Genomic DNA, 14,995 nt, shown 5'->3' on the forward strand with positions numbered 1-14,995 from the left:
ATAAGCTCGTGCTTCATGCGCGCCGTGCTGATCGTGAACCCCACCGCCACCTCCACCACCCCGGCCGGTCGCGACCTGCTGGCGCACGCGCTCAAGAGCCGCCTGCAGCTCACCGTCGAGCACACCAACCACCGCGGTCACGGCACCGAGCTGGCGGAGAAGGCGGTCGCCGACGGTGTCGACCTGGTGGTGGTGCACGGCGGCGACGGCACCGTGAGCGGGGTGGTCAACGGCCTGCTCGGCCGTCCGGGTGCGACGTCGGAGCCCACCGGCCCGGTGCCGGCGGTGGCGGTGGTTCCCGGCGGGTCGGCGAACGTGCTGGCGCGGTCGCTGGGGATCTCGCGCGACCCGGTGGCCGCCACCAACCAGCTCATTCAGCTGCTCGACGACTACCGCCGCCACCACACCTGGCGCCGCATCGGGCTGATCGACTGCGGCGAGCGGTGGGCCGTGTTCAACACCGGGATGGGCGTCGATGCGGAGGTCGTCGCCGCGGTCGAGGCCGAACGGGACAAAGGCGGCAAGGTCACCGCGTGGCGCTACATCCGCGCGGCGGTGCCGGCGGTGTGGGGCTACACCCGCCGCGAGCCGATGCTGACCCTCGAACTGCCCGGCCGCGAACCCATCACGGGGGTGAGCTTCGCGTTCGTCTCGAACTCCAGCCCCTGGACATTCGCCAACGAACGGCCGGTATGGACCAACCCCGGCTGCACCTTCGAATCGGGGCTCGGGGTGTTCGCGCCCTTGAGCATGAAAACGATCCCCACCCTGCGCATCGTGCGGCAGATGTTCGCCAAGCACCCGAAGTTCGCGTTCGACCACCTGATCACCGACGACGACGTGCCCTGCCTGCGGGTCACCTCGACCGGCGGCCCGGTCGCCTGCCAGTTCGACGGGGATTACCTCGGCGTGCGCGAAACCATGACGTTCCGGTCGGTCCCGGACGCACTGGCCGTCGTCGCACCTCCGCGAAAAAATACCGCCTGAACTGCGCAAACGAAGCGGCCTCGGGCCAGGCGGCGAAGACGTTTCCCGAGATCGGCCAGTCAGTGTAGTACAACGGAGTAATGGCCCGGCTACCGCACGATCAAAGTGAGATAGCCCACGAGCTAACGCACGCTATTGACATCTGTTGGGCCTGTGAAACGATCGAAAGGTTGCATGCAGAAATTTAGATAGGGGTACGGACCCTTTTCTTGTGCACGCGTTAACAGCCGAAGAAATTGGCCGTGCGCCTTGCTGCGCACTCAGTGAGGAGTAACTACTTATGGATTGGCGCCACAAGGCGGTCTGTCGCGACGAGGACCCGGAGCTGTTCTTCCCGGTAGGGAACAGCGGCCCGGCGCTCGCGCAGATCGCTGACGCGAAACTGGTCTGCAATCGGTGCCCGGTGACTACGGACTGCCTGTCGTGGGCCCTGAACACCGGTCAGGACTCGGGCGTCTGGGGCGGCATGAGCGAAGACGAGCGGCGCGCACTCAAGCGTCGCAACGCCCGGACGAAGGCCCGTAGCGGAGTCTGACTCGGTTAGACCCAACAGTGCGGCCTCGACGAAAGTCGGGGCCGCGCTGTTGTGTGCGCCTATAAAACCAGCCGGGCCCGCCGGCCGATCGGCACCCGCAACACCACATCCGTGCCACGGGCCGGGGCCTGCCGCATGCCCAGCGTGCCGTCGAGTTCCGCCGACACCAGCGTCCGCACGATCTGCAGGCCGAGGCTGTCGGACGTCTCCAAGCTGAAGCCTTCCGGCAGCCCGCGGCCGTCGTCGTGCACCACCACGTCGAGCCAGCGCGCCGAACGCTCCGCCCGAATGGTCACCGAGCCCTCTTCGGAGGACGGGTCGAAGGCGTGCTCGATGGCGTTCTGCACCAGCTCGGTGATCACCATGATCAGGGCCGTAGCCCGGTCGGAGTCCAGTACGCCCAGGTCGCCCACCCGGTTGATCCGGATCGGCCGGTCCACCGACGCCACGTCGTTCATGATCGGCAGGATCCGGTCGATCACCTCGTCGAGGTTGACCTGCTCGTCCACCGACATCGACAGCGCGTCGTGCACCAAGGCGATGGACGAGACCCGGCGCACCGACTCGATCAGGGCCTCGCGCCCCTCGGCGTTGACCGTCCGGCGGGCCTGCAGGCGCAGCAGCGCCGCCACGGTCTGCAGGTTGTTCTTCACCCGGTGGTGGATTTCACGGATCGTCGCGTCCTTGGAGATCAGGGCGCGGTCGCGGCGCTTGACCTCGGTCACGTCGCGGATGAGCACCGCCGCGCCGGCGCTGGCGCCGTCGACCACCAGCGGCAGTGTCCGCAGCAGCACCGTGGCGCCGCCGGCGTCGACCTCCATTCGCATGCTCTTCCCGCCGGCCAGCAGGTCGAGGACGTGCTCGGCCAGCTCCTGCGCCTCGAACGGGTCGGAGACCAGCGGGCGGGTCACCTTGACCAGGTTGCGGCCCTCCAGCTCGGTGGTCAGGCCCATCCGGTGGTAGGCCGACACGGCGTTGGGGCTGGCGTAGGCGACGACGCCGTTGACGTCCAGCCGGATGAAGCCATCGCCGGCCCGGGGGGTGGAGCGCGACATGACCACGTCCCCCACGTCGGGGAACGTGCCCTCGGCGAGCATGTGGACGAGGTCGCCGGCGCAGTCGCGGTACGCCGTTTCCAGCTGGCCGGACGCGCGGTCGGCGGCGACGGCGGTCTGGTGCCGGGTGAGCACGGCCACCACCTGGCCGCCATAACGCACCGGGGACGCCTCGACGTGCGGGCCGGGCAGCCACGAATCCCGTTGTGCCGCATCGTGATCGCGCTGCGCCACGCCCGAGTCGAAGGTCTCGGCGACGAGCGGCAACCGGTCGGCGGCGAGCACGCTGCCCACCGAGTCGGTCAGCAGCACGGTGGGCGCGGTGTTGGGCCGGCACTGCGCCACGCACACCAACGTGCCGTCGTCGCGGCGAACCCACATCAGATAGTCGGCAAACGACAGGTCGGCCAGCAGCTGCCACTCGCCCACCACCGCGTGCAGGTGGTCCACGGCGTTGCCCGGCAGCACGGTGTGTTCGGCAAGCAGATCACCGAGAGTCGACATCACTCACTCCCCGGGCCATCCCCCGGCACGGACAAGAAGGCTTCAAGATCTTTCGTGGGCTAGCTGATCACGGCAATCAGGTCGCCGGCCTGGATGACGTCGCCCACCGAGACGCTCACCTTGCTGACGGTGCCGCCGACCTCCGCCAGGACGGGAATCTCCATCTTCATCGACTCCAGCAGCACCACGACGTCGCCTTTGCCGATCTGGTCACCCTCGTTGACTACGACTTCGAGCACGCTGGCCACGATCTCGGCGCGCACATCCTCGGCCATCTTCACCCCACTCATTTCGGCCATCGCGCAGGCTGGCTGCTGGTCCATCAAGCTTCCGTCAGGCTCGGGTATATCGAACCACAGGCCCCCGCCGCACCGCGGCGCACGGGCCCCCGACAGGCCGTGCGAGAATGTGAGGCAAGCTAACGGGCGCCGGACGCCCGCAATCAACGGAGGATTTCAACATGGCCAAACGGGGCCGGAAGAAGCGCGACCGCAAGCACAGCAAGGCCAACCACGGCAAGCGTCCCAACGCCTGAGGATCGCTACTGCGATTCCCGGATGATGGTGGTCCGGCGGATTTCCAGGCGTAGCCGCTCGCGCAGGCCCTCGGGGGCCTTCTCGCCCTTGCATTTGGTGGCGATCAGCGCCTTGATCCGCTCCTCGAGGCCGTAGTGCTTGAAGCAGCCGGGGCACGCCTCGAGGTGCCGGCGCAGCTGGTCGCGGGATTCGGGTGTGCATTCGCCGTCCAGCAGGAGCCAGACCTGGCGGATCACCTCGGCGCAGCCGACGGCGCCGTGGGCGTCGTCGTTGGGGCACGTGTCGCTGGAGCCGGAGAACTCGCTCATGACGACACCTCCTCGTGCGCCTGCTGGCCGCGGTTGAAGCCCCGCTCCTTGGCCACGTCAGCTAACAGCGAACGCAGTTGACGCCGGCCGCGGTGCAGCCGTGACATTACCGTCCCGATCGGCGTATCCATGATCTCGGCGATTTCCTTGTACGGAAAACCCTCGACATCGGCGTAGTAGACGGCCATCCGGAACTCTTCCGGCAACGCCTGCAGCGCTTCCTTGATCTCGTTGTCGGGCAGCGCCTCGAGCGCCTCTACCTCGGCCGAGCGCAATCCGGTGGACGAGTGCTCGGCGTTGGACGCCAGCTGCCAGTCGGTGATCTCCTCGGTCGGGTACTCCGCCGGTTGCCGCTGCCGCTTGCGGTAGCTGTTGATGTAGGTGTTGGTCAGGATCCGGTACAGCCACGCCTTGAGGTTGGTGCCGGCCCTGAACGAGCGGAACCCCGCGTAGGCCTTGACCATCGTCTCTTGCAGCAGGTCCTCGGCGTCGGCGGGATTGCGCGTCATGCGCAGCGCACCGCCGTAGAGCTGGTCAAGCAGGGGAATCGCGTCGCGCTCGAAGCGCGCCATCAGCTCCGCGTCCGTCTCCTGCGCCGCGGGATCGGGCAGCTCCGCTGCGGTGGCGCCGTCGATGTCGGCCATGTCGAGTACCCCGGTCCCTTCTGGTGCGGTGTCACCGGGCAGCGCTGAAAGCGCCACCGGGCTTGCAAAGCAAGCCGACTGCTCGGCACCCATTGGACGGTCCAACAGGCTCGTCGCCGCTGACACCAAACCGCTCCTCCCAATCTAGAGGCTGCCACCGACACTGTCCGCCCGGGTGCGCCCGCATGACTTTTGAGACCGACAGTGTCAACAGCGGGGGCCGACGTGCTATTTCCCGGCGGCGTTCTGGGCCGCCCGTCCCCCGATCGGGCCGGCGGCGGCCGGGCGTTACTGTGACGCCATGTCCCTCAACGGCAAAACCATGTTCATCTCCGGCGCCAGCCGCGGCATCGGCCTGGCGATCGCGAAACGCGCCGCCCAAGACGGTGCCAACATCGCCCTGATCGCCAAGACCGCCGAGCCGCACCCGAAGCTGCCGGGCACGGTCTACACCGCCGCCAAGGAGCTCGAGGAGGCCGGCGGGCAGGCGCTGCCGATCGTCGGGGACGTCCGCGATCCGGAGTCCGTCGAATCCGCGGTGGCCAAGGCCGTCGAGCAGTTCGGCGGCATCGACATCTGCGTCAACAACGCGTCGGCGATCAACCTGGGGTCCATCACCGAGGTGCCGATGAAGCGGTTCGACCTGATGAACGGCATCCAGGTGCGCGGCACGTACGCGGTGTCGCAGGCCTGCATCCCGCACCTGAAGGCCGCGGACAATCCGCACATCCTGACGCTGTCCCCGCCGGTGTTGCTCGGCAAGGAGTGGCTGAAGCCAACCGCCTACATGATGGCCAAGTTCGGTATGACGCTGTGCGCGCTGGGGATCGCCGAGGAGATGCGCGACGCCGGCATCGCGTCGAACACGTTGTGGCCGCGCACGCTGGTGGCCACCGCCGCGGTGCAGAACCTGCTCGGCGGTGACGAGGCGATGGGTCGCGCCCGCAAGCCCGAGGTGTACTCCGACGCGGCTTACGTCATCCTCAACAAGCCCGCCCGCGAGTACACCGGCAACATGCTGCTGTGCGAGGACGTGCTGCTGGAGTCCGGCGTTTCCGACCTCTCGGTGTACAACTGCGTGCCGGGCGGGCAGCTCGGCGTCGACTTCTGGGTCGACGGGGTCAACCCGCCGGGGTACTCGGGCCCCTAGCCGCGCCAGGTCCGGATGCCTCGCGCCGCGACGCCCGCGCTGGCGGCGCTGGCGAAAGCCGGTGTGCCGCACGAGGTTGTCGCCTTCGACCATGATCGCCGCGAGCGCTCGTTCGGCGTAGAGGCGGTGCACGCGCTGTCCGACCGCGGCATCGCGCCCGAGCAGATCTTCAAGACCCTGGTGATCACGGTGCCGGGCGGGCTTGCCGTCGCGATACTGCCCGTGCCGCAACGGCTTTCGCTGAAGGCGGCCGCCGCGGCGCTCGGGGTGGCCAAGGCCGGCATGGCCGAGCCCGCCGCCGCCGAGCGGGCCACCGGCTACGTGGTGGGCGCGGTGGCGCCGTTCGGGCAACGCAGGACCCTGCCGACCGTGCTGGACGCGGGCGCCCTCGCCTGGGATCGGGTGTACTGCAGCGCGGGCCGGCGCGGCTGGGACGTCGGCGTTTCGCCGCAGGACCTGATCCGGTTGACGAATGCGGTCACCGCGGACATCCGCGCCTAGGCCCGCTCGCCCGCCTCGCTCAGGAAGCCCTCGATCACGGGGGCGAGTTCGGTCGCGTTGTGCACGATGTCGATGTGACCGCCCGAATGCAGGTGCAACATCGCATGGGGCAGCAACCGGTGCAGGATGTGGGCGTTGGCCACCGGGATGATCGGGTCGTCGGTGCCCGCGACGATCAGCGTCTCCTGCCGCACCGCGGGCAGCGCGAACAGGCTCGTCCAGACCGCCCCGGCGAGCAGTTGGTGCAGGTAACCCATCTTCGAACCGGCGTGCAGCTGCCGCACGAACAACTTGGCCACGTCTTCCCCGTGAGCGCGGACGGTGCCGCCGTAGAGGTCACCGGCGATCGCCGCGGCGTAGTTGGGATCCGAGAACCGGCGCGGGGTGGCCATTTTCGCCAACACGAACGGGCTGGCGGGCACCATGAGAACGCCGGTGCCCGTCGCCACCAGCACCATGCGCCGGCAGCGGCGCGGATTCTGGAAAGCGAACTGCTGCGCCAGCGCGCCGCCCCAGGAGAGCCCGAAGATGTCGACAACGCCCATGTCGAGTTTGGCCAGCACCCGGCCCAAGACCCAGGCCAGGTAGGGAAACCCGTACGGCAGCGGCGAGGTCGGCGACCCCCCGGTACCCGGCACGTCGAACCTCACCACGGTCATCGGCAGCTGCTCGACCAGCGGGTCGAGCACCTCCAGACTGGCCCCGATGCCGTTGCACAGCACCAGCGGCACGCCCGTTCCCGGGCGGATGTTGACCCGGATTCGCTGCCCGCCGGCGTTGAGGTAGCGCTCCTCGCCCACAGTGCTCGACTGGACCACCCGCAGGCGCCTCTGCTGTGGGCTACGCTTCATTCACTTCTCCATCACGTAGCCGCCGGGAGCGGGGCCGAGCGGCGGGAGCCCTTCGCCGCCAAGGGCTTTCGGGGCGTTGACCTCCGGGCCGCTGCGCTCGGCGAGCCATTGCAGGTAGTCCGGCCACCAGGAGTCGCTGGACTTCTGCGACGACTCGAGCCATTCTTGCGGATCCTCGGCGTCGACCGGACCGGTCCGGTACGAAGCCTTGGGGTTGCCGGGCGGGTTGACCAGCGCCGCGATGTGGCCGCTGGTGGACAGCACGTAGCGGTTGTCCTTGCTGCCGAGCAACCGGGCGCTGCGATAGGTCGCCTGCCAAGGGGAGATGTGGTCGGCCACGCCGCCGACGATATACGCGTCGGCGGTGACCTTGCCCAGGTCGACAGGACTGTTCAGCATCGTGAGCGCGCCGGGGGTTACGAGCGCGTTGCGCACGGCCATCAGCACCATGTCACGGTGCAACGCCGCCGTCATCCGGGTGGTGTCGGCGTTCCAGAACAGCACGTCGAACGCCGCCGGCTTGCGGCCCTGGACGTAGTTGTTCACCCAGTACCGCCACACCAGGTCGGTGGGCCGCAGCCAGGCGAACATCTCCGCCATGTCGCGTCCGTCCAGGTAGCCCTTCCGGCTCGAGACCCGGATCGCCGCCTGGGCGGCGCGGTCGCTCATCACCGCCGCGGCCAGCCCCGCCCGGTTCTCGTCCAGCACGGTGACCGACAGGTTAAGGCCCGCCACCCGGTCACCCTCGCCGATGTCGGCCAGGTGGGCCGCCGTCATCGCGGCCAGAATGCCGCCCGAGCAGGTGGCCAGCAGGTGGGTGCGGTCGGTGTGGGCGATCTTCTGCACGGCGTCCATCGCCTCGATGATCGCCGCGCCGTAGGCGTCGAAGCCCCAATCCCGGTGCCGCTTTGCGGATTGCGCCAGGAGATGACGAACACCTGCTGGCCCTGCGCGACGAAGTACTCGATCATGCTGCGCCCGGGCGCGATGTCCATGATGTAGTACTTGTTGATCACCGGCGGCACCAGGAGCAGCGGCACCTCACGCACCTTCGCGGTCTGCGGGGCGTACTGGATCAGTTCGAACATCGACGTCCGCAGCACCACCGCCCCCTTGGTGACGGCCAAGGTTTCGCCCACCACGTAGGCGTCGGGTTCGACCATCGCGGGCACCCGGGGCTTCGAAAGCATATCCCGCGCAAAGGCTTTCAGGCCGCGCGCCGCGCTCAGCCCGCCGGTGTCGATCATCGCCTTCCACCCCAGCGGGCTGATCAGCGGGTTGTTGCTGGGGGCCAGACCCTCGACCAGGTTGTCGACGACGAAGCGCATCCTCTCCTGGTCCCGCCAGTCCAACTGGGCGTCGGCGAGCAGTCCGTCGGCGGTCTCGGCGCCGGCGAGGTAGGCCTGCATGATCCGGCGCAGCATCGGATTCTGCTCCCACGCCGGGTCGGCGAATCGCTTGTCGGCCCGCGTCGGCGCCCGGTGCGAGTTGCCCGCCGCGACGGCGCCGAGCTCGCGCGTGAGCGCACCGATCCGGCCGGCCACCGCGCCGGGCTGCCTGGCGAGGCTGACGGCGAAGCGGGTCCAGGTGTCGTCGGGCAGCATCCGGCTCGCGAACGGCTTGGTGGCGCTCGTCAGGAGCAGGTCCAGGGGTGCGGCGAGCTCTTCGGCTTTGGCGGTTTGGGGGACCATGGTTATCGCGTGCTTTCTGTTGCCGGGACGGTGATGTCGCGCTTCTGGACCTTTCCGGTCGGTCCCTTGGGCAGCTCGTCGACGAGCCAGACCAGGCGCGGGTATTTGTAGGCGGCAACCCGGGTTTTGACGTAGTCGCGGAGTTCCTCCGGGGTCGCCTCGGCGCCCTCCTTGAGCCCCACGGCGGCCCCGACCTCCTCGCCGAGGTATGCGTTCGGGATGCCGATGACGGCGGCTTCGGCCACCGCCGGATGCTCGTAGAGCACTTCCTCGATCTCGCGCGGATAGACGTTGTAGCCGCCGCGAATGATCAAGTCCTTGGTCCGGTCGACGATGTAGAAGTAACCGTCCGCGTCGACCCGCCCGACGTCGCCGGTCGCGAGCCAGCCGTCGGGTGTGAGCGCGGCCCGGGTCGCCTCGGGCAGGTTCCAGTAGCCCCTCATCACGTTGTGGCCGCGGATTTGGATCTCGCCCACCTCGCCCTCGGGAACCTCGCTCCCGTCCGGGTCGACGACCCGCATCTCGACACCCTCGACCGGCGTGCCGATCGAACCCGCCTTGCGCGGCCGCTGCGGGTGGTTGAAGGCCGCCACCGCAGTGCTTTCCGACAGCCCGTACCCCTCTAAGACCGCGCAGTCGAATGCCCGCTCGAAGTCAGTGAGGACCTGGACGGGCAGCGCCGCCCCGCCCGAGGCGCAGGCGCGCAAGCTTCGCAGCGCGCCGTTCGGGGCCCTATCCGCCACGCCGAGCAGCGCCGAGTACATCGTCGGCACCCCCTCGAAGACCGTGACGGCATCACGCTCGATCACCTCGACCGCCTTCACCGGGTCGAAGCGCGGAATGAGCGTCAGCATCGCGCCGGCGCGCACCGACACGTTGAGCCCGCAGGTGAGGCCGAAGACGTGGAAGAGGGGTAGGCAGCCCATCACCACGTCATCCGGGCCCAACTCGAGCAGCGTGGTTACGCCGACGTCGGCGTTGTGCCGAAGGTTGTCGTGGGTGAGCATGGCGCCCTTGGGTTTTCCGGTGGTGCCGGAGGTGTACACGATGACCGCGACCTCGTGGCCGCCGCGCTCCACCGCGGTCTGTTGCTCCGGCACCTCGGCGATCAGCTCCATCAGGCCGGCGTCATCGACCAGCCAGCACTGCGCCCCGACGTGCGCGGCGGCCGCGGTGGCCTCGCCCGCGAAGTCCGGTGTGGCGAACAGCGCGGCGGCGCCGCTGTCTGACAGGCAGTAGGAGATCTCCCGCTCCTTCAGCAGCGGGTTCATCGGGACGGCGATCGCGCCGCGGTACATGATGCCGTAGAACGCGACCGCGAAGGCCGGTGTGTTGGGCAGCATCACACCGACCCGATCCCCCGGACGGATCCCGGCCCGTTCCAGCAACGCCGCCACCCGCGCGGCGGCGGCGTGGAATTCGGCGAAGGTGAATGTCAGGTCGTCGTAGCGCAGCGCGATGCGCTCGGGGTGCCGTTGCATCGACGAGACGAGGTTGGCGCTCAAGGTGGTCATGGGACGCTCCGGGAAGTGTTGCAGTGCTTGTTTAAAGCGTGATCCCGTGGCCCTGACGCCACAATGTCCGCGGTGACAACGACCGGGCCCGTTTGGTGTTACCGCCCACATTCGCCCGGGCGCTGGCCTAGGGTTTTCCGGTATGGGTTTGGCATCGAAACCCCGCTCCGCGCAAGGTGGCGCCGGAGTCGACCCGCAGGTGGTCAGGCTGGGCAGGCTGATGCTGGCCCGGGCCCCCGAATTGGGCAAGGCGATGGCCGAGGTGCTGTGCCGCGAGATCGACGCGTATCGCGACGGCGGCCTGGTGACGACGGATCAGGTCGCCGAAAGTTGCTCGGCCAACGTCACTTTCATCTTCCATGCCCTCGCCGGTGACGCGGACGTCGACGTTGCTCCGGCGGAGCGAACCGGGGCGGAGCGCGCCATGGCGGGTGTGCCCCTACCGGCGGTCATGACCGCCTACCGGATCGGCTTCCGGTTCATGTGGGAGCAGACGCTCGCCACCGCCCGGGCCGAGCACATACCCACCGATTCGATCCTGGACGCCACCGCGCGGGTCTTCTTCGCCCAGGAGACGTTCACCGACGCGATGAGCGGCGCGTACCGCCAGCAGCTCACGGCGCAAATGTTTCAGCGCGAGGAAGAGCGGTCCGCTTTGGTCGAAGCGCTCTTGTCGGGCCGGATGACCGGCGCGCACAGCCTCTGGGAGGCGGCGGAGCTACTGCGGCTGCCCACCGGGGGCCCGTACGTCGTCGTGGCCGCGGAGCTGCCCGCGATCGGCAGGGCCGGCCTGCCATCGATCGAGAACAAGCTGTGGGCCCGCGACATCCGCTCGGCGTGGCGGCTGCTGCCCGACCTGCAAGCCGGAATCGTCCACGTTCGCAATCCGGGGCCGTCCGGCACGCTCGGCACCCTCGTCGAGGTGCTCGGGCACACCGCGACGGCCCGGGTGGGGATCAGTCCTTTGTTCCAGGAGCTGACCGAGACCACCGGCGCGCTGCGCTTCGCGCGAATCGCCCTGAGCCAGAAGCGATCGGAAAACTCACTCGTCGCTGTCTTCGACGGCACCCCGCTCGCGGTCGCGGCGGTCAGCGCGCCCGAGGTGATGGGCAAGATCAAGTCGGAGCTGCTGCGGCGGGTGGACGAACTGCCCGCCGAGGAGCGCGCCGTGTTGCTGCAGACCTTCGGCGCCTGGCTGCAGGCGGGCGGCTCCGCGAACGACACCGCGGCCCGAATCTACTGTCACCCCAACACGGTTCGGCACCGGCTGCGCCGGATCGAGGAGTTGACCGGCCGGTCGCTCTCGCGGCCCACGGAGCTCGCGGAACTATGCCTGGCCTTCGAGATCGACCGACAACTTCCTGACTGAGTGACGGACCGTCACGCCCGCAGGCGGCTGCGGATCTGCAGCGCGCTGACGACGTCGACGATGCCGATGGCGATCAGCCAGCACCCCGCGACCAGGGTCAACACCGCGATCGAATCCTGCGGATAGATGATGAGCACCCCGCCGCCGATGATGATGATCAGCCCGGAAATGACCTGCCATGCGCGGCCGGGCAGGTGGTCGAAGGACAGCGCCGCGGCGAGCAGGCTCATCCCCCGGAACACCCAGCTGATCCCGATCCACAGGGCCAGCAGCCAAGCCGCCTCGAACCTGTCCCGGAAGCAGAAGAAGCCCAGCACCAACGACACGACGCCGGTCAGGAACGCCAGCACGCGCATCGCGGCGCCGGTGTGCGCGCCGAAGGCGGCGAACACGTAACCGATTCCGGAGACCACGAGGTAGATGCCGAACAGCACCCCGGCCACGAACAGCGTCTTGCCGGGCCAGGCCAACACGATGACACCCAGCGCCACGGCGAGGATGCCGATGAAGAGAACCAGCTGCCATGCGCTACGGGCAAGTTGCTGCAGCGGACCCTCGAAAACAGCTTTTTCGGTGGTTGTCATGCCAATATGCTCCGCCGTCCCAGAGCAACGGCAACAGGGACTTTCGGACACAATTCGATATCGCGTACCTGCATAGGCCGTCGCCGCAAAAAGCCCTTGTGATCGCCCGGTTACGCATACCGTTGACGGCATGAAGCGATCAATCAGCAGATCTTTCGCGGCCGGTGCGCTCGCGTTCGCCGGCTTGCTGACCGTCGGCGTCGGAACCAGCACCGCCGACACCATCCAAACCGAGGGCAACTACCCGACCCGGGCGGCCTGCCAGGACGCCGGGCCGGGCGTGAAGGCCTCGACGCCGGGCAACTGGAACAACTTCTGGTGCGTCCCGGACCGCAACATCAACGGCAACTGGAAGCTGGTCCTCAGCAATTAGGGCGGTCTAGAGAAGGCGGGCCTGTTCGGGCTCCGGGTTGGCCGGCTCGAGCAGCTGCGGCCCGTTGTTGCGCACGTTGTTGACCAGCGTGGAGACCTCGCGCATCCGGATGGCGCGCACATCGGGCGGCCGGGTGAGCAGTTCTTCGTCGATCGGGGCGTCCGGGTCCAGCCAGCGGTCCCAGTCGCGCTCGGGCATCACCAACGGCATCCGGTCGTGGATCTCGGCCAACTCGCCGGGCGCGTCGGTGGTGATGATCGTGCAACTCAGCAGCGGCGAGCCCTCCTTGGCCGGTTTCCACACCGACCACAACCCCGCCATGAACAGCGGCTCGCCGTCCTCGCGGTACATGAAGAACGGCGTCTTGCGTGACTTCTTGCCGCCGGCCGGGTCGTTGACCCGCCATTCGTAGTAGCCGTCCATCGGGATCAGGCAACGCTTCGACTTGGCGCTGGACCGGAACGCGGGCGAGGTGGTGACCTTATCCGCGCGGGCGTTGATCAGCATCGGGCCCTTGGTCTCCGGTGCGCCGTCGGAACCGGCCTTGATCCACGGCGGCAGCAGGCCCCAGCGCATCAGCCGCACCCGGCGGGTGGGGTCGTCGTCGGGGTCGGTGTGGCGGGTCACGACGGTCGCGATGGTCGTCGTCGGGGCCACGTTGTAGTTGGGCGCACCGGCGTTCTCCGAGGCGCCGGTGGCCTCGTCGATCGCCTTGATCTTCTGGGCCAGCAGCGCCGGATCGGTGGTGACCGCGAACCGTCCACACATAACTCCCATGGTGGCAGAAGACCCCGACACGCCATGATGGACCGGTGAGCATGTGGACGGCCCCCAGCGCGGCGAAACCGGTGCACGCGACCGTGACCGTTCCGGGCTCGAAGTCGCAGACCAACCGCGCGCTGGTGCTGGCCGCCCTGGCGGCCGCGCAAGGGCATGGCAAGCCGACGATCCGCGGGGCGCTGCGCAGCCGGGACACCGACCTGATGATCGGCGCGCTGCGCACCCTCGGCCTGCGCGTCGACGGGGCCGGGTCCGAGCTGGCGGTGAGTGGCCGAATCGCTCCGGGCCAGCACGCGCGGGTGGAGTGCGGCCTGGCCGGTACGGTGCTGCGGTTCGTCCCGCCGCTGGCGGCGCTGGCCGAGGCGGTGGTCGAGTTCGACGGCGACGAGCAGGCCCGCGCGCGGCCGATCGCGCCGTTGCTCGATGCCCTGCGCGGGCTGGGTGTGCCGATCCAGGGCGCCGGCCTGCCCTTCCGGGTGCACGGCGGCGGATCGGTCGCCGGCGGGACCGTGGACATCGACGCCTCGGCGTCCTCGCAATTCGTCTCGGGACTGCTGCTGTGCGCGCCGTCGTTCACCGAGGGCCTGACCGTGCGGCACACCGGTGCGACGCTGCCGTCGGCCCCGCACATCGCCATGACGGTGGAGATGCTGCGCCAGGCCGGGGTCGACGTCGACGACTCGGTGCCCAACCGCTGGCGCGTGCGGCCCGGCCCGGTCGCGGCCCGCCACTGGGAGGTGGAACCCGACCTGACCAACGCCGTTCCCTTCCTGGCGGCGGCGGTGGTCAGCGGCGGAACGGTGCGCATCACCGGCTGGCCGGAAACCAGCGTGCAACCCGCCGACCACATCCTGACCGTGCTGGGCAAGCTGAATGCCGCTGTCAATCAAGGAGATTCGTTTCTCGAGGTGCAAGGGTCCGCCACCTACGACGGCTTCGACGTCGACCTGCGCGACGTCGGCGAGCTGACCCCGTCGGTGGCGGCGCTGGCCGCGCTGGCGACCCCGGGTTCCGTTTCTCGCCTTTCGGGCATCGGTCATCTGCGCGGCCACGAGACCGACCGGCTCGCCGCGCTGCGCACCGAGCTCAACAACCTCGGCGGCGACTGCGCCGAGACGCCAGACGGCCTGGTGATCACCGCGACACCGCTGCGCCCCGGCGTCTGGCGGGCCTACGCCGACCACCGGATGGCGATGGCGGGCGCGATCGTCGGGCTGCGGGTGGCGGGGGTCGTGGTCGACGACATCGGCTCCACCTCCAAGACGCTGCCGGAGTTTCCGCGGCTGTGGGCGCAGATGCTGGGGTCCGATATTTGAGGCCCGGCGATTACGACGAGTCCGACGTCAAGGTCCGCTCCGGCAGGGGCTCGCGACCGCGCACCAAGACTCGCCCGGAGCACGCCGACGCCGAGGCCGCGATGGTGGTCAGCGTCGACCGGGGCCGCTGGGGATGCGTGCTGGGCGGCGACCCCGAACGGCGGGTGACCGCGATGCGGGCCCGGGAACTGGGCCGCACGCCCATCGTCGTCGGTGACGACGTCGACGTGGTGGGCGATCTGTCCGGGCGGCCGGACACGCTGGCCCGCATCGTCCGGCGCGCGGAGCGGCGAACGG

Annotated in this window: 16 protein-coding genes and 2 pseudogenes; 9 read left to right on the forward strand and 9 right to left on the reverse strand. The window is 69.0% G+C overall.

Features of this window, described 5'->3' with window-relative positions:
• The first annotated feature begins 15 nt into the window (after positions 1–15).
• On the forward strand, positions 16–987 hold the full coding sequence (locus tag A5730_RS07525; RefSeq protein WP_067897727.1) for a diacylglycerol kinase family protein: 972 nt from the start codon (positions 16–18) through the stop codon (positions 985–987).
• Positions 988–1,267: 280 nt separating this feature from the next.
• Positions 1,268–1,522, forward strand: coding sequence for a transcriptional regulator WhiB1 (gene whiB1, locus A5730_RS07530; protein ID WP_007168139.1), 255 nt, complete (start codon positions 1,268–1,270; stop codon positions 1,520–1,522).
• A gap of 59 nt (positions 1,523–1,581) precedes the next feature.
• Here the strand turns inward: whiB1 and A5730_RS07535 are convergent, their stop codons facing one another.
• Both A5730_RS07535 and A5730_RS07540 read right to left on the reverse strand, forming a co-directional pair.
• The gene (locus A5730_RS07535) at positions 1,582–3,081 is read right to left on the reverse strand and encodes a sensor histidine kinase (protein WP_067897730.1); all 1,500 of its coding nucleotides are present in this window, start codon (positions 3,079–3,081) and stop codon (positions 1,582–1,584) included.
• A 59-nt stretch (positions 3,082–3,140) separates the two neighbouring features.
• Positions 3,141–3,356, reverse strand: coding sequence for a biotin/lipoyl-binding carrier protein (locus A5730_RS07540; protein ID WP_066867974.1), 216 nt, complete (start codon positions 3,354–3,356; stop codon positions 3,141–3,143).
• Between the two features lie 185 nt (positions 3,357–3,541).
• Here A5730_RS07540 and A5730_RS25385 point away from each other — a divergent pair, with 185 nt between their 5' ends.
• Entirely contained in the window at positions 3,542–3,616 is a 75-nt protein-coding gene (locus A5730_RS25385; protein ID WP_011728008.1) for a 50S ribosomal protein bL37, read from the forward strand.
• Positions 3,617–3,622: 6 nt separating this feature from the next.
• Here the strand turns inward: A5730_RS25385 and rsrA are convergent, their stop codons facing one another.
• Together rsrA and A5730_RS07550 are read right to left on the reverse strand one after the other, a co-directional pair.
• Complete coding sequence (rsrA, locus tag A5730_RS07545) at positions 3,623–3,925, reverse strand: mycothiol system anti-sigma-R factor (protein ID WP_055399031.1); 303 nt, start codon at positions 3,923–3,925, stop codon at positions 3,623–3,625.
• Complete coding sequence (locus A5730_RS07550; protein WP_055399033.1) at positions 3,922–4,569, reverse strand: sigma-70 family RNA polymerase sigma factor; 648 nt, start codon at positions 4,567–4,569, stop codon at positions 3,922–3,924. The genes rsrA and A5730_RS07550 overlap by 4 nt, the downstream gene beginning before the upstream one ends.
• 301 nt (positions 4,570–4,870) lie before the next feature.
• Here A5730_RS07550 and A5730_RS07555 point away from each other — a divergent pair, with 301 nt between their 5' ends.
• Together A5730_RS07555 and A5730_RS07560 are read left to right on the forward strand one after the other, a co-directional pair.
• Positions 4,871–5,719: an NAD(P)-dependent oxidoreductase gene (locus A5730_RS07555; RefSeq protein WP_067897733.1), complete on the forward strand. Its 849-nt coding sequence runs from the start codon at positions 4,871–4,873 to the stop codon at positions 5,717–5,719.
• A 15-nt stretch (positions 5,720–5,734) separates the two neighbouring features.
• Complete coding sequence (locus A5730_RS07560) at positions 5,735–6,220, forward strand: YbaK/EbsC family protein (protein WP_067897736.1); 486 nt, start codon at positions 5,735–5,737, stop codon at positions 6,218–6,220.
• Here A5730_RS07560 and A5730_RS07565 read toward each other — a convergent pair.
• The 3 genes and pseudogenes from A5730_RS07565 to A5730_RS07575 form a co-directional block, all read right to left on the reverse strand.
• Entirely contained in the window at positions 6,217–7,071 is an 855-nt protein-coding gene (locus tag A5730_RS07565; RefSeq protein WP_067897739.1) for an alpha/beta fold hydrolase, read from the reverse strand. The two genes, A5730_RS07560 and A5730_RS07565, sit on opposite strands and share 4 nt — an antisense overlap.
• Positions 7,072–8,762: pseudogene (locus A5730_RS07570) on the reverse strand (PHA/PHB synthase family protein).
• Positions 8,763–8,764: 2 nt separating this feature from the next.
• Entirely contained in the window at positions 8,765–10,276 is a 1,512-nt protein-coding gene (locus tag A5730_RS07575; RefSeq protein WP_067897743.1) for a long-chain fatty acid--CoA ligase, read from the reverse strand.
• 142 nt (positions 10,277–10,418) lie between these two features.
• Between A5730_RS07575 and A5730_RS07580 the strand changes: the two genes are divergently transcribed.
• Positions 10,419–11,645, forward strand: a complete 1,227-nt coding sequence (locus tag A5730_RS07580; protein ID WP_082946740.1) for a CdaR family transcriptional regulator — start codon at positions 10,419–10,421, stop codon at positions 11,643–11,645.
• 11 nt (positions 11,646–11,656) lie between these two features.
• Here A5730_RS07580 and A5730_RS07585 read toward each other — a convergent pair whose 3' ends face one another.
• On the reverse strand, positions 11,657–12,229 hold the full coding sequence (locus A5730_RS07585) for an HdeD family acid-resistance protein (RefSeq protein ID WP_067897746.1): 573 nt from the start codon (positions 12,227–12,229) through the stop codon (positions 11,657–11,659).
• Between the two features lie 130 nt (positions 12,230–12,359).
• Between A5730_RS07585 and A5730_RS07590 the strand changes: the two genes are divergently transcribed.
• A complete protein-coding gene (locus tag A5730_RS07590) occupies positions 12,360–12,602 on the forward strand; it encodes a hypothetical protein (protein WP_067897748.1) in 243 nt (80 codons plus the stop codon).
• 6 nt (positions 12,603–12,608) lie between these two features.
• Here A5730_RS07590 and A5730_RS07595 read toward each other — a convergent pair whose 3' ends face one another.
• Positions 12,609–13,370, reverse strand: a complete 762-nt coding sequence (locus tag A5730_RS07595) for an SOS response-associated peptidase (RefSeq protein WP_067897751.1) — start codon at positions 13,368–13,370, stop codon at positions 12,609–12,611.
• A gap of 44 nt (positions 13,371–13,414) precedes the next feature.
• Between A5730_RS07595 and aroA the strand changes: the two genes are divergently transcribed.
• The gene (aroA, locus tag A5730_RS07600; protein WP_197506201.1) at positions 13,415–14,698 is read left to right on the forward strand and encodes a 3-phosphoshikimate 1-carboxyvinyltransferase; all 1,284 of its coding nucleotides are present in this window, start codon (positions 13,415–13,417) and stop codon (positions 14,696–14,698) included.
• Positions 14,695–14,995, forward strand: a pseudogene (locus A5730_RS07605) (ribosome small subunit-dependent GTPase A); the annotation flags it as partial. The gene aroA and the pseudogene A5730_RS07605, both read left to right, overlap by 4 nt.

The organism is Mycobacterium sp. ACS4054, from assembly GCF_001667275.1.
In the GTDB taxonomy this organism is placed as follows: Bacteria; Actinomycetota; Actinomycetes; order Mycobacteriales; family Mycobacteriaceae; genus Mycobacterium.